The organism is Streptomyces sp. NPDC052101, assembly GCF_040680235.1.
GTDB lineage: Bacteria > Actinomycetota > Actinomycetes > Streptomycetales > Streptomycetaceae > Streptomyces.
In genome coordinates, this window is the sequence record NZ_JBFAWH010000007.1 from 201,613 (window position 1) to 220,234 (window position 18,622).

General features: G+C 70.0%; 17 protein-coding genes, 5 tRNA genes and 1 pseudogene. 11 read left to right on the forward strand and 12 right to left on the reverse strand.

What is annotated here, in order from left to right; all coding sequences use genetic code 11:
* Positions 1 to 75: 75 nt before the first annotated feature.
* A complete protein-coding gene (gene ndgR, locus AB0L75_RS15730; RefSeq protein ID WP_145883474.1) occupies positions 76 to 792 on the forward strand; it encodes an IclR family transcriptional regulator NdgR in 717 nt (238 codons plus the stop codon).
* 115 nt (positions 793 to 907) lie between these two features.
* Here the strand turns inward: ndgR and AB0L75_RS15735 are convergent, their stop codons facing one another.
* A complete protein-coding gene (locus AB0L75_RS15735) occupies positions 908 to 1,420 on the reverse strand; it encodes a DUF4188 domain-containing protein (protein WP_365181074.1) in 513 nt (170 codons plus the stop codon).
* An 83-nt stretch (positions 1,421 to 1,503) separates the two neighbouring features.
* Between AB0L75_RS15735 and AB0L75_RS15740 the strand changes: the two genes are divergently transcribed.
* Positions 1,504 to 2,148, forward strand: a complete 645-nt coding sequence (locus AB0L75_RS15740) for a MerR family transcriptional regulator (protein WP_365181075.1) — start codon at positions 1,504 to 1,506, stop codon at positions 2,146 to 2,148.
* A gap of 61 nt (positions 2,149 to 2,209) precedes the next feature.
* Here AB0L75_RS15740 and AB0L75_RS15745 read toward each other — a convergent pair.
* From AB0L75_RS15745 to AB0L75_RS15770, 6 genes are all read right to left on the reverse strand, one after another.
* Positions 2,210 to 2,282, reverse strand: a tRNA-Glu gene (locus AB0L75_RS15745).
* A gap of 28 nt (positions 2,283 to 2,310) precedes the next feature.
* Positions 2,311 to 2,382, reverse strand: a tRNA-Gln gene (locus tag AB0L75_RS15750).
* Between the two features lie 20 nt (positions 2,383 to 2,402).
* A tRNA-Glu gene (locus AB0L75_RS15755) sits at positions 2,403 to 2,475 on the reverse strand.
* Between the two features lie 62 nt (positions 2,476 to 2,537).
* Positions 2,538 to 2,610 (reverse strand) — tRNA-Glu (locus AB0L75_RS15760).
* A gap of 21 nt (positions 2,611 to 2,631) precedes the next feature.
* Positions 2,632 to 2,703: transfer RNA gene (locus tag AB0L75_RS15765), tRNA-Gln, on the reverse strand.
* A gap of 90 nt (positions 2,704 to 2,793) precedes the next feature.
* Positions 2,794 to 3,525, reverse strand: a complete 732-nt coding sequence (locus tag AB0L75_RS15770) for an HAD family hydrolase (RefSeq protein WP_365181077.1) — start codon at positions 3,523 to 3,525, stop codon at positions 2,794 to 2,796.
* 41 nt (positions 3,526 to 3,566) lie between these two features.
* Between AB0L75_RS15770 and AB0L75_RS15775 the strand changes: the two genes are divergently transcribed.
* Positions 3,567 to 3,851, forward strand: coding sequence for a hypothetical protein (locus tag AB0L75_RS15775; RefSeq protein WP_365181079.1), 285 nt, complete (start codon positions 3,567 to 3,569; stop codon positions 3,849 to 3,851).
* A 60-nt stretch (positions 3,852 to 3,911) separates the two neighbouring features.
* Here the strand turns inward: AB0L75_RS15775 and gltX are convergent, their stop codons facing one another.
* From gltX to AB0L75_RS15790, 3 genes are all read right to left on the reverse strand, one after another.
* Positions 3,912 to 5,393, reverse strand: a complete 1,482-nt coding sequence (gene gltX / locus AB0L75_RS15780; RefSeq protein ID WP_365181081.1) for a glutamate--tRNA ligase — start codon at positions 5,391 to 5,393, stop codon at positions 3,912 to 3,914.
* Positions 5,386 to 6,171, reverse strand: a complete 786-nt coding sequence (locus tag AB0L75_RS15785; RefSeq protein ID WP_365181082.1) for a fumarylacetoacetate hydrolase family protein — start codon at positions 6,169 to 6,171, stop codon at positions 5,386 to 5,388. Before AB0L75_RS15785 ends, gltX begins: the two co-directional genes overlap by 8 nt.
* A 350-nt stretch (positions 6,172 to 6,521) precedes the next feature.
* Positions 6,522 to 6,710 (reverse strand): hypothetical protein, encoded by a 189-nt coding sequence (locus AB0L75_RS15790; protein WP_365181084.1) that lies wholly within the window; start codon positions 6,708 to 6,710, stop codon positions 6,522 to 6,524.
* 569 nt (positions 6,711 to 7,279) lie between these two features.
* Between AB0L75_RS15790 and AB0L75_RS15795 the strand changes: the two genes are divergently transcribed.
* The 8 genes from AB0L75_RS15795 (at position 7,280) to AB0L75_RS15830 (ending at position 17,959) form a co-directional block, all read left to right on the forward strand.
* Positions 7,280 to 11,176 carry a nitrate- and nitrite sensing domain-containing protein gene (locus tag AB0L75_RS15795; protein ID WP_365181086.1) on the forward strand — a complete coding sequence of 1,299 codons (3,897 nt, stop codon included), beginning with the start codon at positions 7,280 to 7,282 and terminating at the stop codon, positions 11,174 to 11,176.
* Between the two features lie 9 nt (positions 11,177 to 11,185).
* On the forward strand, positions 11,186 to 11,599 hold the full coding sequence (locus AB0L75_RS15800) for a roadblock/LC7 domain-containing protein (RefSeq protein ID WP_037654657.1): 414 nt from the start codon (positions 11,186 to 11,188) through the stop codon (positions 11,597 to 11,599).
* A gap of 111 nt (positions 11,600 to 11,710) precedes the next feature.
* On the forward strand, positions 11,711 to 12,109 hold the full coding sequence (locus AB0L75_RS15805) for a DUF742 domain-containing protein (RefSeq protein ID WP_009190816.1): 399 nt from the start codon (positions 11,711 to 11,713) through the stop codon (positions 12,107 to 12,109).
* A complete protein-coding gene (locus tag AB0L75_RS15810) occupies positions 12,090 to 12,665 on the forward strand; it encodes an ATP/GTP-binding protein (RefSeq protein WP_184970470.1) in 576 nt (191 codons plus the stop codon). The genes AB0L75_RS15805 and AB0L75_RS15810 overlap by 20 nt, the downstream gene beginning before the upstream one ends.
* A 389-nt stretch (positions 12,666 to 13,054) precedes the next feature.
* Complete coding sequence (locus tag AB0L75_RS15815) at positions 13,055 to 16,309, forward strand: nitrate- and nitrite sensing domain-containing protein (protein ID WP_365181088.1); 3,255 nt, start codon at positions 13,055 to 13,057, stop codon at positions 16,307 to 16,309.
* Positions 16,310 to 16,319: 10 nt separating this feature from the next.
* Positions 16,320 to 16,733 (forward strand): roadblock/LC7 domain-containing protein, encoded by a 414-nt coding sequence (locus AB0L75_RS15820; RefSeq protein ID WP_003993185.1) that lies wholly within the window; start codon positions 16,320 to 16,322, stop codon positions 16,731 to 16,733.
* 94 nt (positions 16,734 to 16,827) lie between these two features.
* The gene (locus AB0L75_RS15825) at positions 16,828 to 17,397 is read left to right on the forward strand and encodes a DUF742 domain-containing protein (protein ID WP_365181090.1); all 570 of its coding nucleotides are present in this window, start codon (positions 16,828 to 16,830) and stop codon (positions 17,395 to 17,397) included.
* Positions 17,378 to 17,959 carry an ATP/GTP-binding protein gene (locus AB0L75_RS15830; protein WP_031224757.1) on the forward strand — a complete coding sequence of 194 codons (582 nt, stop codon included), beginning with the start codon at positions 17,378 to 17,380 and terminating at the stop codon, positions 17,957 to 17,959. The genes AB0L75_RS15825 and AB0L75_RS15830 overlap by 20 nt, the downstream gene beginning before the upstream one ends.
* Positions 17,960 to 18,008: 49 nt before the next feature.
* Here AB0L75_RS15830 and AB0L75_RS15835 read toward each other — a convergent pair whose 3' ends face one another.
* A complete protein-coding gene (locus AB0L75_RS15835; protein ID WP_365181092.1) occupies positions 18,009 to 18,296 on the reverse strand; it encodes a hypothetical protein in 288 nt (95 codons plus the stop codon).
* 131 nt (positions 18,297 to 18,427) lie between these two features.
* A pseudogene (locus AB0L75_RS15840) lies at positions 18,428 to 18,619 on the reverse strand (hypothetical protein); the annotation flags it as partial.
* Positions 18,620 to 18,622 lie beyond the last annotated feature (3 nt).

Below are 18,622 nucleotides of genomic sequence, written 5' to 3' on the forward strand. Positions count from 1 at the left end.
TGTGTGCTTCCAGGGTGGCGCGTTCCACGGAAAATTGAACTTGCGTTTCACAGAGTGAGACGCAAGTATCGTTGCATGGACAACAGTAGCGGCGTCGGCGTTCTGGACAAGGCGGCCCTCGTCCTGAGCGCTCTGGAGTCCGGTCCGGCCACCCTCGCGGGTCTGGTCGGCGCGACCGGACTGGCACGACCCACGGCTCACCGCCTGGCCGTGGCTTTGGAACACCACCGCATGGTGGCACGCGACATGCAGGGCCGGTTCATCCTCGGACCGCGCCTCGCGGAGCTTGCGGCGGCGGCGGGCGAGGACCGCCTGCTCGCGACGGCGGGCCCCGTGCTCACCCACCTCCGCGATGTCACCGGCGAGAGCGCACAGCTCTACCGGCGCCAGGGTGACATGCGGATCTGCGTGGCCGCGGCGGAGCGCCTGTCCGGCCTGCGGGACACCGTCCCGGTCGGCTCCACGCTCACGATGAAGGCCGGCTCCTCGGCGCAGATCCTGATGGCCTGGGAGGAGCCCGAGCGGCTGCACCGCGGCCTGCAGGGCGCCCGCTTCACGGCGACGGCCCTGTCGGGCGTACGGCGGCGCGGCTGGGCCCAGTCCATCGGCGAGCGCGAGCCGGGCGTCGCGTCCGTCTCCGCGCCGGTACGCGGCCCCTCCAACCGCGTGGTGGCCGCGGTGTCCGTCTCCGGCCCCATCGAGCGCCTGACGCGCCACCCGGGCCGTATGCACGCCCAGGCGGTCATCGACGCGGCGGGCCGGCTCTCGGAGGCCCTGCGCCGCTCGGGCTGAGCCATCCTCCGGGGAACCCGGGAACACCGAGGAGGGCCTGCCTCAACGCCGCGGCAGACCCTCCTCGCTCCCCCGATTCCCCCGTCTCCCCGTCAGCCGGTCTTCCCGCCCCCTGTCAGCCGGCCTTCTCGGCCACCGGCGCCTGCCGCGACGACCGGTGGGCGAACCGGTCCCTGGCATACCGGCCCCGCTTCTCCAGCGGCACCTGTCCGTGCGCGGCGGCCAGCCCGAACGCCGGCATGTCCCCGTAGATCGCCTCGTACGAGCCCTCCGGCACGACGTACGTCTCGTGCCATATGCCGACCTGCCCGCGCAGCCTCCCGGACCGCTCCTTGCGGTTGAGCTGCGCCCAGGCCTTGTGGTGGAAGGCGTCGGGCGCGGTCGCGTAGGCGTACAGCTTCTCCTTGGACTCCCAGTACTGCACGATGTAGTACGTCCGCGGGGACGCCGTCAGCATGACCTTGCTGCGCAGGCCCCGCGCGGGGTCCTTCTCCAGCTCCCGCAGCATGCGGAACATCGCCAGCATCACCGGCAGCCACAGGTGCACCGCCCAGAAGCGGTTGATGCGCATCCCGATCAGCAGGACGACGACCTCGCCCTTCGCGTCAGCGGTCGTACGGGTGACCATGACCACTTCCCCCTCATTGGTGAGCAGCGCTATCCAACTAGCGATGCTTGGATAGTGCCGTTATCCGAGAAGGAGCGCAAGACATGCGGCTCGCCGAACTGAGCAGACGCAGCGGGGTGTCCACCGCGACGATCAAGTACTACCTGCGCGAAGGCCTGTTGGCGCCGGGCCGCCAGATCAACGCGACGACCGCGGAGTACGACGACGAGCATGTGCGCCGGCTGCGGCTGGTGCGCGCGATGATCCAGGTCGGCGGGCTTCCCGTGGCCACGGTCCGGGAGGTGCTGCGGAACGTCGACGACGACTCCCTGGGCCGCACGATCCGGCTGGGCGCGGCCCTGTGGGCGCTGCCGCAGGTGCCGGAGCCGGACGAGGACGACGCGTTCGTGCAGGCCGCGCACCGGGAGGCGGATGAGCTGCTGGACCGGCTGGGCTGGTCGAACGCGAAGCTGCTGACGACGGTCTCCCCCGCGTACCGCTCGCTGGTGGTGTCGGTGGCCGCGTTCCGCCGGCTCGGCTACAAGTGGGGGTTCGAACTGCTCATCTCCTACGGCAAGTTGATGCACGAGGCGGCCAAACTCGACCTGGACTTCGTGGAGACGCATCCCTCGGAGGCGGAGAAGGTGGAGACGGCGGTGCTCGGCGCGGTGCTGACCGAACCGATGCTGCAGGCGCTGCGCCGACTGGCCCAGGAGGAGGAGTCGGCCCGGAGGTACGGGTTCAAGTGATCCTCGGGCGGCCCGGATGCAGCGAAGGCCCTCCGCCGAAGCGGAGGGCCTTCCTGTTCGGTACCCCCGACCGGATTCGAACCGGCGCTACCGCCTTGAGAGGGCGGCGTGCTAGGCCGCTACACAACGGGGGCCTGGACACTGCGTTTCCGCAGGTCCGAGCTGGTCTACCTGGACTCGAACCAAGACTAACTGAACCAGAATCAGTCGTGCTGCCAATTACACCATAGACCAATGATGGTTTAGACCAGTCGTACCCCCGACCGGATTCGAACCGGCGCTACCGCCTTGAGAGGGCGGCGTGCTAGGCCGCTACACAACGGGGGCCCTAGCGATCCTGCATCGATGACGGTGGGAGCTACCCGAGCCGTCCTCGCGGGAAGGATCAGTACCCCCGACCGGATTCGAACCGGCGCTACTGCCTTGAGAGGGCAGCGTGCTAGGCCGCTACACAACGGGGGCTTTGCAGATGAGCTCTGCGAGCTGGCCTACCTGGACTCGAACCAAGACTAACTGAACCAGAATCAGTCGTGCTGCCAATTACACCATAGGCCACTGGAACTCAACCCCCTGCGGGGTTCTCGTTCTAGTTTGCTCCTCGGGGCTCCGGCCTTCCGGCCCGCTCCCCTCGGCGCAGGAAGAACATTACCCGAAGGTGGACGGGGCTCCAAAACGGGTATCCGCGCGGACCAGCGCGGGGAGTTCGGCGAGGGTCGAGATCCGGTGCACGACGGCCTCCTCCGCCGCCGGTGCGGGGACCGTCCCGCGGTCGATCCACACGGACAGCAACCCCGCCTCGGCGGCGCCCCGCCCGTCGATCTCCGGGTGGTCGCCGACGTACGCCACCTCGTGCGCGGGCAGGCCCAGCGCCTCGCACGCCGCCAGGAAGGCGTCGGCCTGCGGCTTGGAGACGCCCAGCTCGGCGGCGCACAGGACGGCCTCGAAGCGGTCGAGGAGACCGAGGGTGCGCAGCTTGTGCTCCTGGACCTCGATGCTGGAGTTGGACAGCACCGCGTGCCGGTGACTGGTGGCGAGGGCCTCCAGGGCGGGCAGGACGTCCGGGAAGAGGCTCCAGGCGGCCTCGTAGTGGACCAGGTAGCGCGCGAACCACGCGTCGGCCTCGCCGTCGGTCAGCTCCTGGCCCACGAAGACCCGGGTGCGGTCGCGGCGCTGTGTGACGAAGTCGACCTCACCGGAGGAGAACCGGGCCCACTGGGCGTCGGTGATCTCCCGCCAGCGCACAAGGGCCTGCTCCGATGTGCCGTACCCGGCGAGCAGCCCCTCCGCCGCGAGATGGGCCCGCATGCCCTCCCGGTCCGCGGTCGTGTAGTCGAAGAGGGTGTCATCCACGTCCCAGACCACGGCTCTGATCGTCATGCCACCGACGGTACCGCCGGGCGGCTGGCAGAGTGGCGGCCATGAGCGAGTACCGCGTCCAGTTCACCGTCGAGGCCCGTGCGACCTACGACACCCTGCCCGCAGAGCGCCGGGCGCAGTTGGACAGGGCCGTACGCATACTGGCGCGCGACCCGTTCCGGAAGACCTCGACCGCACCGCTTGGGCCTGACGAGCATCTGCGTAAGGCCTATGTGGCCCCCGGCATCGTGCTGGAGTACATGGTGGCCGGCGCGATCATGGTCATCGTCGTGCTGGAGATCTTTGACGAGAGCCACTACTTGATCGACGAAGACGACGCGCAGTGACCGACGCGACAGGGGCGGCAACCGGAGTTCCGGTTGCCGCCCCTGTCGTGTGGTGATCGGTTACGCGCTCAGCTTCGCCAGCGCCGCGTCGATCCGCGCCAGCGTCTTCTCCTTGCCCAGGACTTCCAGGGACTCGAAGAGGGGCAGGCCGACGGTGCGGCCCGTGACGGCGACGCGAACCGGAGCCTGGGCCTTGCCGAGCTTGAGGCCGTGGGCCTCGCCGGCGGCCAGGACGGCCTCCTTCAGGGACTCGGGCGAGGTCCAGTCGGCCGACTCCAGCTTCTCGCGGGCCGTGCGGAGGAGGGCGTCGCTGCCTTCCTTCATCGCCTTCGTCCACGAGGCCTCGTCGAAGGCCGGCTCCGCCAGGAACAGGAAGTCGACGTTGTCGGTGATCTCCGACAGGACCTTCAGGCGGGTCTGGGCGTGCGGGGCGATCGCCTCCCACTTGGCCTCGTCGAAGTCCTCCGGCGCCCAGGGGGCGAACGGGGCCTTCAGCCACGGGCGGCAGCGCTCGGTGAACTCCTTCACATCCAGCATGCGGATGTGGTCGCCGTTGATCGCCTCGCACTTCTTCAGGTCGAAGCGCGCCGGGTTGGGGTTCACGTCGGAGATGTCGAAGGCGGCGACCATCTCGTCGATCGTGAAGATGTCCTGGTCGGCGGAGAGCGACCAGCCCAGCAGGGACAGGTAGTTGAGCAGGCCCTCGGGCAGGAAGCCCTGCTCGCGGTAGAGGTTCAGCGACGACTGCGGGTCGCGCTTGGAGAGCTTCTTGTTGCCCTCGCCCATGACGTAGGGCAGGTGGCCGAAGGCCGGGGTCTGCTTGGCGATGCCCAGCTCGGTCAGCGCCTTGTAGAGCGCGATCTGGCGCGGGGTGGAGGAGAGCAGGTCCTCGCCGCGCAGGACGTGGGTGATCTCCATCAGGGCGTCGTCGACCGGGTTGACCAGCGTGTAGAGCGGGGCGCCGTTCGCGCGGACGATGCCGTAGTCCGGCACGTTCTCCGGCGTGAAGGTCAGCTCGCCGCGGACCAGGTCGGTGAAGGTGATCGTCTCGTCCGGCATCCGGAAGCGGACGATCGGCGTACGGCCCTGGGCCGTGTACTGCTCGACCTGCTCGGCGGTCAGCTCGCGGCAGTGGCCGTCGTAGCCGGAGGGCTTGCCGGCGGCGCGGGCGGCCTCGCGGCGGGTGTCCAGCTCGTCCTGGGAGCAGTAGCAGTGGTAGGCGTGGCCGGCGTCCAGAAGCTTCTGGGCGACGTCCTTGTAGATCTCCATGCGCTGCGACTGGCGGTACGGCGCGTGCGGGCCGCCGACCTCGGGGCCCTCGTCCCAGTCGAAGCCGAGCCAGCGCATCGCATCGAGCAGCTGGTTGTACGACTCCTCGGAGTCGCGGGCTGCGTCGGTGTCCTCGATGCGGAAGACCAGGGTGCCCTGGTGGTGCCGGGCGAACGCCCAGTTGAACAGGGCGGTGCGGACCAGGCCCACATGCGGGTTACCGGTGGGCGAGGGACAGAAACGGACGCGTACGGAGCCGGGTGCGCTAGCCACGCTTGACAACCTTGTTGGTGAGAGTGCCGATGCCTTCGATGGTGACGGCGACCTCGTCGCCGACGTTCAGGGGGCCGACCCCTGCCGGGGTGCCGGTGAGGATGACGTCGCCGGGGAGCAGGGTCATGGCCTCGGAGATGTTGACGACCAGGTCCTCGATGGGGTGGATCATCTCGCTGGTGCGGCCGAGTTGGCGCTGCTGGCCGTTGACCGTGCACTGGACGGTCAGGTCGTTGGCGCGCCGCAGGTCCAGGTCCGTCTCCACCCAGGGGCCGAGCGGGCAGGAGGTGTCGAAGCCCTTGGCCCGGGCCCACTGCTTCTCGCGCTTCTGCACATCGCGGGCGGTGACGTCGTTGGCGCAGGTGTAGCCGAAGATCACGTCCTTGACGCGCTCGCGCGGGACCTCGCGGCACATGCGGCCGATGACGACGGCCAGCTCGGCCTCGTGGTGCAGTTCCTCGGAGAAGGGCGGGTACTGGATCTCGTCACCGGGGCCGATCACCGAGGTGGAGGGCTTGAAGAAGGCGAAGGGGGCGTCCGGGACCTCGTTGCCCAGCTCGCGCGCGTGCTCGCCGTAGTTGCGGCCGAACGCCACGACCTTGTTCGGGAGGACCGGCGGAAGCAGCCTGACCTTGCTCAGCGGCACCTTCGTACCGGACAGCTCGTGGTCCGCGAACGGGATGCCCTTGATGATGTCGAGGACGAGTTCGTCCTGCTTGTCGCCCTCGACCGCGCCGAAGGCTACGTTCCCGTCGATGGAGAACCTGGCGATGCGCACGGGATCCTTGCGCCCCTTACTGAGAACCGGCGTACTGACGCCTCAGGTTAACCGGTCGGACCGTCCGGTGTTCGGCCGGTACGGCGGGGCTGCGGCGCTTTTCCGGTACGGGAATGGGGCGAGCCGGAATTCCGGGTTCGCGGCGTTCGGCGGGCGCCCCGGGAAGCCGTGGCCGGGGCCGTACGGTGCGCGGGCGGCCGCTCGGGCGCGGCCGCCGGCGTGTTTCGGATGATCGCCGGGGCACCCGGAAAAGCGGTCCTCGGGAATTCCGCCGGGCGCGTCACCGCTGGGCCGGGGCCCGCGGGAAACGCGCTCCCGGGAATTCAGCGGAATAGGTGACCGCCGGTCGGCTACTCTGCGGCGGCCATGCCCGCCGGGACGTCCACCAGGACCGTGCGCCGGGGGTTGGCGGTCTGCAGGGGAAGCTCGACGGAGTGCTCCGGCAGCTCGGGCGTCTCCAGTTCGCCGGCGTCCTTGAGATGCGCCAGGGTCGTGCGTCGCGGGTTGGCGATCTTGTGGAACATCATCGTCGTCTTCACCGTTGTGATCCTGTGCCCTCTGGTCGATTCGGTTTACAGAGTCGTCCCTGTCGTAAAGCGTCAGGCTAAACATCCGATTCCCCGCCGAAGACGCCAACTGCCCACGATGGACGTGTGAGTTTGCTCACGACGTCGCGGACAAATCGGTCAAATCTCACTGGCAATTTGCGCCAACGAAACGGACATTGACCCCCTGAACCCACCATTCCGCTCCTGATCATGGCGACTCAGACACCTGACCCCGGGCAGTAACTCGCAGGGATACGCCCGATATGACCAGGAACGGCTTCCACGGCTGGTGACGCGGCACTCACAGCCCGTCACGGAGGTCACAGCTCGGTCCACGGCCCTTGTTGGAGATCCGGCACTGTGCTGGAATTCCACGGACCGCCGCGGGTATCGAACCGGCGCACAAGGGGCGCGACCAGCGCCGACTGGCGGCGAGACAGGGGGAACCAGCGCCGGTCACTCCAGACCACCGGAGGGCGCATTCAGGGCGCTCTCCAAACGCCGACACCGTGTCCCTCCGTTCGCGCGGAGGGGCGCCTGGTCCAGAGGTTGCGACGCTAGTGCAGGGACGTTTCAAGAGGGATGGCAGCGCTTCGGCGGAGCCGGAGTCGCACGACGGGACTGGCCCCATGAAGGGCAGCTCCTCGCCCCAGCACGCCCAGAACCCGGGCCCGGCCGCGTCCGGTGACGGCGGTCCGCGCAGCGGACGCCCCGGCGTGTCGTCCCCGACCGCCTCCACCGGGTCGGGCACCACCGGCGCCACCCCCGCGCCGACCGTGAAGCCCCCGAAGGGCCCCTCCGGCCCCGGTTCGCGGATGGCCCTGCGCAACTGGCGCATCTCCACGCGCCTGGTCTCGCTGCTCGCGCTGCCCGTGGTCGCGGCGACCTCGCTGGGCGCGCTGCGCATCGACCAGAACATCAAGGACATCCAGCAGCTCGACAACATGAAGCTGCTGACGGACATGACCAAGCAGGCCACCGAGCTGGCCGCCGCGCTCCAGGAGGAGCGCGACCAGTCCGCCGGTCCCCTGGCGCACGGCCTGAGCGCGAACGACTACACGGTCAAGGGCTACGAGGAGAAGACCGACCGGGCCCGCGAGAACTTCCTCAACGCCTCCGAGCAGATCGACTCGGCCAGCAAGGACGGCAACCTCCAGGGCGTCCGCGACGCGCTGGTCGGCCTCGCCAACCAGCTGGACGACCTGGCCAAGATCCGCAAGACGGCGTACAAGGCGAACGGCAACTCAACCCAGACGATCGAGTCCTACCACCGGCTGATCTCCCAGCTGATCAGCCTGTCCCAGGACATGGCCGAGGCGTCCAGCAACCCGGAGATGATCTCCCGCACCCGCGCCCTGGCGGCCTTCTCCACCGCCAAGGAGTACGCCTCCGTCCAGCGCGCCACGATCGCCGCCGCCCTGCCCTCGACCAACACCGCCAAGGGCGACCTCTCCGAGAACGACCGCCTGTACGGCCAGTCGGCATACCAGAGCGAGAACTCGGAAATCGCGATCTTCCGGAAGATCTACGCGAGCAACAACGCCGAGGAACTCCTCAAGCCGATCGACGAGGGCAACCCGACGATCGAGTCCGCGGACACCTACGCCAAGCGCGTCTTCGACTCCCGCGACGGCATCCAGACCCTGAACGCCCGCTCGTACAAGGACTGGGTGGACGACAGCTCGACCAAGATCGAGCAGATGAAGAAGATCGAGCACACGCTGCTCGAGGACATGGAGCAGAAGGCCCGCGAGCTGAAGAGCGCCACCCAGCAGGACGCCATCATCTCCGGTGCGCTGATCCTGCTCGTGCTCGGTGTGTCGCTGGTCGGCGCCTTCGTCGTGGCCCGGTCCATGATCCGCTCGCTGCGCCGGCTGCAGGAGACCGCGACCAAGGTCGCCCAGGACCGCCTGCCCGAGCTGGTCAAGCAGCTGTCGGAGTCCGACCCGCAGGACGTCGACACCTCCGTGGAATCGGTCGGTGTGCACTCCCGGGACGAGATCGGCCAGGTGGCCGCGGCCTTCGACGACGTGCACCGCGAGGCGGTCCGCCTCGCCGCCGAGCAGGCCCTGCTGCGGGGCAACGTCAACGCGATGTTCACCAACCTCTCGCGCCGCTCCCAGGGTCTGATCCAGCGCCAGCTGTCGCTGATCTCCGAACTGGAGTCCCGCGAGGCCGACCCGGACCAGCTGTCCTCGCTGTTCAAGCTGGACCACCTCGCCACCCGTATGCGCCGTAACGGCGAAAACCTCCTCGTCCTCGCGGGTGAGGAGCCCGGCCGCCGCTGGACCCGCCCGGTCCCGCTGGTCGACGTGCTCCGTGCCGCCGCGTCCGAGGTGGAGCAGTACGAGCGCATCGAGCTGGCCTCCGTGCCGACCACCGAGGTCGCCGGCCGCGTCGTCAACGACCTCGTGCACCTGCTCGCCGAGCTGCTGGAGAACGCCACCTCGTTCTCCTCGCCGCAGACCAAGGTCAAGGTCACCGGTCACGCGCTGCCCGACGGCCGGGTGCTGATCGAGATCCACGACACCGGTATCGGCCTCTCCCCCGAGGACCTCGCGGCGATCAACGAGCGGCTCGCCTCGCCGCCCACCGTGGACGTCTCCGTCTCCCGCCGCATGGGCCTCTTCGTGGTCGGCCGACTGTCCCAGCGCCACGGCATCCGCATCCAGCTGCGCCCGTCCGACTCCGGTGGTACGACCGCGCTGGTCATGCTGCCCGTGGACGTCGCCCAGGGCGGTAAGAAGCCCGCTCCGGGCAAGCCGGGCGCGCCCGGTGGCACCGGTGGCCCCGCCGCCGCGCAGGCCGCCGCGGGTGCGGCCGCGGCCCGGCGGCAGGCCGGCAACGCGAGCGGGGGTGCCCTCGGCGGCGCCCCGGCCGGTGGCGGTCTGCTCGGCGCCGGTCCCGCTCCGCGCGGTCAGGTCGGCCCCGGCCAGGGTCCCCGGGCCGCGCTGCCCGGCACGGGCCAGGGCGGCCGTCCCGGTGCGCCGGGCGGTGCGCGTGGTCCCCAGGGCGGCCTGGGTGCTCCCGGCGGCCTCGGTGGTCCGCAGCAGGGCCGGCCGGTGCCCACGGGTGCCGGTGCGGGCGGCTTCGGCGGTCAGACGCCCGGCGCCCCGCAGGGCCTGCAGGCCGCGAACCCGGGCGGCCCGCAGCAGGATCTCTTCGGCGGCCGTGGCCCGCAGCGGCCCGGCGCCGGCTCCGACCGGGGCCGCCAGCCCCAGCTGCCGCCGCGCGGCGGCCCGCGGGCCGAGCTGCCCGGCGCCGACCAGCCGCGCACCCCGGACTGGGCCAACGCCCAGGACCCGCTGTCGCGCGCCGCGATGGACACTCCGCGCGGTCATGACGAGCAGGACCCGGCGCACACCGCGCGCATGCCGCGCGTCGACGACCGGCAGGGTCCGGGCTCGACCTCGGAGATACCCAGGTTCGACGCACAGGGCCCGGCCGCCACGGGCGAGTTCCCGCGCCCCGAGCCGACCGGCCTGGGCGGCGCCCAGAACACGGGCCAGTTCACCCGCCCGGAGAACCCGCAGCAGACCGGCCAGTTCACGCGTCCGGAGAACCCGCAGCAGACCGGCCAGTTCGCCCGTCCGGAGGCGCCCCAGCTGCCCGGCCGGTTCGACCAGGCCGACGACGGCCGGCAGGACTCCGGTCAGTTCGTCCGCCCCGACGTCTTCGGCACGCCGGCGCCGCGGCAGGACGACCCCGCGGCGAACACGGGCCAGCACCTGGGCCAGAACATGGGCCAGAACATGGGCCAGAACCCGAGCCACACCACTGGCCAGTTCGCGGTTCCGCAGGGCTTCGACGGCGGCTACGACGGCAGCTCCACCGGGCAGCACGCCCTGCCCGGTCGCCAGGACCCGGCGCACACCGGCCAGTTCGAGCGCCCGCAGCCGGCCGCGCGGGAAGACTTCGGCGCCCCGCGCCGGCCCGCCCCGCAGCAGCAGCGTCCGGCGCACCGCGAGCCGGAGGCGCTGCCGCCGGCCAGCGGCCCGGTCGACGGCCGTACCCCGCTGTACGACACGCTGGAGACCAACTGGTTCCACGGCGGTCCGCAGGGGGAGAACGCGCCCGCGCAGCAGCAGCCGCAGGCACCCGCCCCGGCTCCGCAGCGCCCCGCCAACGGCAACCCCCATGCCAACGGCAACGGCCCCGCCACCGGTTCCTGGCGTACCTCGCCGAACGACGAACTCGTCCGGCAGGCCGAGCGCGTCCGGCAGCCCGCGTCCGGCGGTGTCACCACCTCCGGCCTGCCGCGCCGGGTGCCCCGGGCGAACCTCGTCCCGGGCACGGCTCAGCAGCAACAGCAACAAGCCGGTCCGCAGGTCTCGCGTGCGCCTGATGACGTACGCGGACGGCTGACCAATCTTCGTCGGGGTATCGCTCAGGGCCGTCAGGCCGGCAGCGGCCAGACCGGCAGCTACCCGAGCCCCACTCACCCGCAGGAGCGTTAGTTGAGTCCGATGAGCCAGGCGGCACAGAACCTGAACTGGTTGATCACCAACTTCGTGGACAACACCCCCGGGGTGTCGCACACGGTGGTGGTCTCCGCCGACGGCCTTCTGCTGGCGATGTCCGAAGGGTTCCCGCGGGACCGCGCCGACCAGCTGGCGGCCGTCGCGTCCGGGCTGACCTCCCTCACGGCCGGGGCATCCCGGATCTTCGAGGGCGGCACCGTGGCACAGACGGTCGTCGAGATGGAGCGCGGGTTTCTCTTCCTGATGTCCATCTCGGACGGGTCGTCCCTCGCGGTCCTGGCCCACCCCGAGTGCGACATCGGTCTCGTCGGCTACGAGATGGCACTGCTCGTCGACCGCGCGGGTGCGGTACTCACCCCGGACCTGCGCGCCGAACTCCAAGGCAGTCTGCTTCACTGACCGCCCAGGCACCACCCACCTCACCAAACCACCGTCCGGCCGACACAATCCCCCCACCGGCCCCCGACAGACGGCTTGACCGACCGACTTGCTGTCCCGCCCGGAGGATTCATGACCCCGCCCACCGCCCATCACGATCCGTACGCGGAACCGTACGGGGACGAGGGCGACCAGCCGCTGGTCCGTCCGTACGCGATGACCGGCGGCCGGACCCGGCCGCGCTACCAGCTCGCGATCGAGGCGCTCATCAGCACCACGGCCGACCCGGCAGCGCTCATGGGACTGCTCCCGGAGCACCAGCGCATCTGCCACCTGTGCCGTGAGGTCAAGTCGGTCGCGGAGGTCTCCGCGCTGCTGGCCATGCCGCTCGGAGTGGCCCGGATCCTGGTCGCCGACCTCGCCGAGGCCGGCCTGGTCGCCATCCACCAGCCGGGTGGCGACGAGAACAACGGCGGCGCACCGGACGTGACGCTGCTCGAAAGGGTGCTCAGTGGACTTCGCAAGCTCTGACGCGGGCCGGGCCACCACCTCGGCGAAGATCGTGGTGGCGGGCGGCTTCGGCGTGGGCAAGACCACGTTCGTCGGCGCCGTCTCGGAGATCAACCCGCTGCGCACAGAGGCCGTCATGACGTCCGCTTCGGCCGGCATCGACGACCTCACCCACACCGGAGACAAGACGACCACCACGGTCGCCATGGACTTCGGCCGCATCACCCTGGACCAGGACCTGATCCTGTACCTGTTCGGCACCCCCGGCCAGGACCGCTTCTGGTTCATGTGGGACGACCTGGTACGCGGCGCGATCGGCGCGGTGGTGCTCGTGGACACCCGGCGCCTCGCCGACTGCTTCCCCGCCGTCGACTACTTCGAGAACTCGGGCCTGCCCTTCGTCGTCGCCCTCAACGGTTTCGACGGCCAGCAGCCCTACGCGCCCGAGGAAGTGCGGGAAGCGCTGCAGATCGGTCCGGACACCCCGATCATCACGACCGACGCCCGGCACCGCGCCGACGCGAAGAGTGCGCTGATCACGCTGGTCGAGCACGCCCTGATGGCACGCCTCAAGTAGCACACATGTGTGCCCTCAAGTAGATCTTCACGTACGGCAGTTGTCGTAAACGGTCCGGAGCCGGCTGTGGCCTTTGACACGGTCGGCTCCGGTGTTCATAACAGTTCGGCAGAGGAATCGCGTGGCATCACCACGCGACGCGGTCGCGCAGTACCGCTGTGCGCACAAACGCCCCGCCTTTTGGCGGGGCTCGTTCTTTATGACCGTTTTATCTGGTACTTACAAGGGCCTCGCTCAGAGGTTTCCGCTGTTTGGAAGAGCGCTGGTCCACGTGCTGGAATGCCTGAACTGCCCAATAGTCAAAGACGTACTCAAGGGTCGATGACGAACCGGGCTCTGAGAGACTGCGGCACGACGTAGGTGCCGACCGCCGAGAGGTTGTTGGTCGAGTGAGGCGAAGCAAGAGCGGTCCCGAGCCGTCGGCACGGGGCAACTTCACCCCGCCGCCGCGCGCTGCGGCGCCCACCCCTGTGTCCGGCGGAGAGCCGGCGGCCACGCCCGTGTCGAGCGGCGGCCGTTTCTCGCCCCGCAACTGGCGCGTGACGACCAGACTGAACGCGATCCTGCTGATACCCGTGGCGGTCGGCCTCGTCATGGGCGGCTTCCAGGTGAAGAACTCGATCGACACCTGGCAGCAGGCGCGCGACGCCGAGAACACCGCCCGTCTGGTCCGTGCCTCCCTCACCTACGCCGACGCCCTTGAGAACGAGCGTGACGTCACCGCCGCTCCCCTACTGCTGAACCCGTCCGACAGCAAGAACAAGGCGACCGTCGAGCAGGCCCGCAAGGCCACCGACGAGGCCGCCGACACCTTCGACCAGGCGGCGCAGAACATGCCGCAGAAGTCGGGCCTGGTGCGCCGGCTGAAGCTGTTCCGCGAGGCCGAGCCCGAGCTGACGCAGCTGCGCCAGGCCGCCTACACCTCCAAGGTGCACGGCGTACAGACGGAGGAGGGCTACGTCGACGTCGCCCACCCCCTGATGGAGTTCGCCAACGAGCTGGGCCTGGGCACCGGCAACATCACCTCCTACGGCCGTACCGTCTACGCCATCTCGCTGACCAAGGCCGCGCTGTCGCTGGAGCGCTCCATCGGCACCCACCTGCTGGTCAAGCCCGGCCCGGACGCGGGGAACCTGGCGACCCAGCGGGTGTCGCTGTCCTCGTACGCCTATCTGGAACGCATCGCCCTGGAGGAGTACAAGGGCGGTGGCACCGAGGCCGACGCGCAGAAGCTGAAGCAGGAGGCGGCGCAGATCGAGTCGGACGGCGCGGCGATGGCCGCGGCCGCCAAGCAGAAGAACCCGAACTACGTCCCGCCGCCCTCCGACTCGTCCAAGATGGTCGCGGCGCTCGCCACCATGCAGGACACCAGCGTCCTGACCCGCCAGCAGCTGGCCGCCAAGGGCATCACGGCCGACAACTGGTTCGCGGTCAACACGCTGAAGTACAAGGCCTACCGGCAGATCGAGTCGGACATGGCCGACAAGGCGGTGAACGAGGCCTCGTCGATCGCCGACGACGCGAAGAACTCCGCGTTCATCACCGGTGCCGTCGTCGTGGTGGCCCTGCTGCTCGCGTTCATCCTGGCCGGTGCCGTGGCCCGGCAGATGAGCCGCTCGATGCGCCAGCTGCGCAACGCCGCCTTCGGCATCGCCGAGCAGCGCCTGCCGATGCTGGTCGACCAGCTCTCCCGCACCGACCCCGGCCGGGTCGACACCCGGGTCGCCCCGATCCCGATCACCACCAAGGACGAGATCGGCGAGGTCGCCCGCGCCTTCGACCAGGTCCACCGCGAGGCGGTGCGGCTCGCCTCCGAGCAGGCCCTGCTGCGGGGCAACATCAACGCGATCTTCACCAACCTCTCGCGCCGCAACCAGTCGCTGATCGAGGGCCAGCTGACCCTGATCACCGACCTGGAGAACAACGAGGCCGACCCGGACCAGCTGGAGAACCTCTTCAAGCTGGACCACCTCGCGACCCGTATGCGCCGCAACGGCGAGAACCTCCTGGTCCTCGCCGGCGAGGAGCCCGGCCGCCGCTGGGACCAGCCGGTCCCGCTGGTCGACGTGCTGCGCGCCGCCTCCTCCGAGGTGGAGCAGTACGAGCGCATCGAGCTGTCCGGTGTGCCGGAGGCCGAGATCCACGGCCGCGCGGTCACCGACCTCGTGCACCTGCTCGCCGAGCTGCTGGAGAACGCCACCACGTTCTCCTCGCCGCAGACCAAGGTCCGTGTCACCGCGACCCGTCTCCCCGACGGCCGCGTGATGATCGAGATCCATGACAAGGGCATCGGCCTCACCGCCGAGGACTTCGCGGACATCAACCACAAGCTGGCCAACCCGCCGACCGTGGACGCCGCGATCTCCCAGCGCATGGGCCTGTTCGTGGTCGGCCGGCTGTCCGACCGGCACGGCATCCGGGTCCAGCTGCGCCCCTCGGGCGAGCAGGCCGGTACGACCTCCCTGGTCATGCTGCCGGACGCGATCACGCACGGTGGTGGCGGCGAGGCGCCGCTGGACCGCGAGGAGTTCACGGTCTCGCAGATCATCCCGGAGCAGCAGTTCCAGGGCGAGAGCTTCGGCCAGGTGGAGCCCATGCGCACCGCCGCCGAGCTGGGCTTCGACGACAGCCAGTACACGGAGGTCCCCGACGACCTCCGCGACCTGGACCCGGTCGGCCGCTCCCTGATACGTGAGGAGCGCCGGGCGGCCCTGGAGGCCCAGACGCACGGCCAGCCCGACCTGCCGCAGCAGGAGACCGCGGAGACCTCCGGCGGGTACGCCGACCCGTTCTTCGACGGCCCGCCGGCCTACCGGGAGCAGCCGCAGCAGCCGTCGTACGAGGAGCAGGCCTACCAGGAGCAGCCGCAGCAGCCGTACGAGGAGCAGACGTACGCCCAGCCGCAGCAGGCCTCCTTCGAGGAGCAGTCGTACGACAAGCCGTACGAGGAGCAGTACTACCCGCAGAGCGGCGGGCTGCCGCAGCGCGACCGCTTCTCCGCGGGCGGCTACCCGGAGCCCGCGTTCGACGAGCCCGCCCCGAGCCCGTCGTACCAGGACGACTGGCCGCAGCAGGACGCCTACCAGAACGGGTATCCGGCCCAGTACGCTCCGGACACCTCCCAACCGGAGTCTTCGCAGGCCGCTGACGCGAGTGAGCGGAACCGCGTAGGCTTCGACCGTCCGGGACCGGCCTCTCCCGCCGCCCACGAGATGACCGACGCCGGGCTGCCCCGCCGCGGTTCCGTCGCGAATGGTTCCAACGGCTCGGGTACCGCGGGTGGCGCGGCGCGCGTGCAGCAGGAAACTCCGGCACCGGGCAACGGCAGCGCTCCGGCGGCAAACGGCGACAGCGCCTGGCGTTCGGCCAACGACGAGCGGTGGCAGCAGGCCGCGCAGCTCCGGAAGCCGAAGGCGGGCGGGGTCACCGCATCCGGTCTGCCGCGGCGGGTACCCAAGGCCAACCTGGTCGAGGGCGCCGCCGAGAGCACCCCCCAGGGAGGCCCCCAGGTCTCCCGCGCCCCGGAGGACGTCCGGGGCAGGCTGAGCAACCTGCGTCGGGGCGTCCAGCGCGGACGCAGCGCAGGCAGTGAAACGAACGGCCAGGGCTTCGGTCCTGACAGCACCTACAACCAGGAGCGTTAGTGTGAGCCCGATGAGCCAGGCGGCACAGAACCTGAACTGGTTGATCACCAACTTCGTGGACAACACCCCGGGGGTGTCCCACACCGTGGTGGTCTCCGCCGACGGACTCCTTCTGGCGATGTCCGAAGGCTTCCCCCGCGACCGCGCCGACCAGCTTGCGGCCGTCGCCTCCGGTCTGACGTCTCTGACGGCAGGCGCCTCCCGGATCTTCGAGGGAGGTGCCGTGAATCAGACGGTTGTGGAGATGGAGCGGGGATTCCTCTTCATCATGTCCGTATCCGACGGTTCCTCGCTCGCGGTCCTGGCCCACCCGGAAGCGGACATCGGCCTCATCGGGTACGAGATGGCCCTTCTGGTGGACCGCGCGGGCACGGTCCTGACCCCGGATCTCCGTGCGGAGCTTCAGGGGAGCCTTCTCAACTAGTAATCGGACGGTGCGTATTCGTGTCCCGGGGCCGTAAGGTTTCGGGACGCGGCGCCACAGCGATGGGTGCCCGGCACAGTCGGAGGAGGAGAAAGTGGCAACACCCCCAGGCGGTTCGTCATCGGGTAACTGGTCGTACGGCCCTGCCCAGGGCCAGGGCGACGGGTCGGCCAACCGGTACAACTTCCCCTCCGCCCCGAGCCACCGGCAGCCGTACGCTCCGCAGGGCCCCGGCCCCTCGCCGTACGAGCAGCCGCCGGCCCCGCGGATCCAGCCGGTGCAGCCGCAGCGCCGCCCCGAGCCGGCGCCCGCGACCGCATCGAACAACCCCTTGGTGCGTCCGTACGCCATGACCGGCGGCCGGACCCGCCCGCGCTACCAGCTCGCCATCGAGGCACTGGTGCACACCACCGCCGCTCCGCACCAGATGCAGGGCCAGCTGCCCGAGCATCAGCGGATCTGCAACCTGTGCCGGGAGATCAAGTCCGTGGCCGAGATCTCGGCCCTGCTGACGATCCCCCTCGGCGTGGCCAGGATTCTCGTCGCCGACTTGGCGGAGGCGGGCCTGGTCGCCATCCATCAGCCCGGCGGCGACGAGAACGCCGGTGGCCAGCCAGACGTGACACTGCTCGAAAGGGTGCTCAGTGGACTTCGCAAGCTCTAGCGGCGGTCCTTCCCGCTCCACCACCTCAGCGAAGATCGTGGTGGCGGGCGGCTTCGGCGTGGGCAAGACCACGTTCGTCGGCGCCGTCTCGGAGATCAACCCGCTGCGCACAGAGGCCGTCATGACGTCCGCTTCGGCCGGCATCGACGACCTCACCCACACCGGAGACAAGACGACCACCACGGTCGCCATGGACTTCGGCCGCATCACCCTGGACCAGGACCTGATCCTGTACCTGTTCGGCACCCCCGGCCAGGACCGCTTCTGGTTCATGTGGGACGACCTGGTACGCGGCGCGATCGGCGCGGTGGTGCTCGTGGACACCCGGCGCCTCGCCGACTGCTTCCCCGCCGTCGACTACTTCGAGAACAGCGGCCTGCCGTTCGTCATCGCCCTCAACGGCTTCGACGGCAACCAGCCGTACAACCCCGACGAGGTCCGCGAGGCCCTGCAGATCGGCCCCGACACCCCGATCATCACGACCGACGCCCGGCACCGCGCCGACGCGAAGTCGACACTGATCACCCTGGTGGAGCACGCGCTGATGGCCAGGCTGCGTTAGGCACCACCGACTTGGGCCTCCGTCCCTCCGAGAGGGACGGGGGCCTTTGTCATGCCTGCGGCCCTGAGGTCCTGCCGATCGTGACGGCCAGTACACCGCGGTCGAGAGCGATCACGAGGGAGCCCACGGCGACCAGCTTCCTCGGCTCGCTCGCCACCGGGATCTGAACCACCGGCGAACCTTCGCCGTCCCACAACCTCACGGTGCGGTCGTGGGACGCGGAGGCGAGCAGCACACGGCCGTCGGCGGCCCGGACCGCGCACAGAGCACTGACCGGCCCGGTGTGGCCCTCCAGCACGTGAAGCTGCGCACCGGACACCGGATCCCACAAACGCACCGTCGCATCCCCGGACGCCGAAGCAAGCACCACACGCCCCCGGCGAACTCCACCGCACACAACGCACCCACCGGCCCGACGTGACCCGCCAGCACGTGAAGCTGCACACCGGACACCGGATCCCACAAACGCACCGTCGCATCCCCAGACGCCGAAGCAAGCACCACACGCCCCCCGGCGAACTCCACCGCACACAACGCACCCACCGGCCCCGCGTGACCCGCCAGCACATGAAGCTGCACACCGGACACCGGATCCCACAAACGCACCGTCGCATCCCCAGACGCCGAAGCAAGCACCACACGCCCCCCGGCGAACTCCACCGC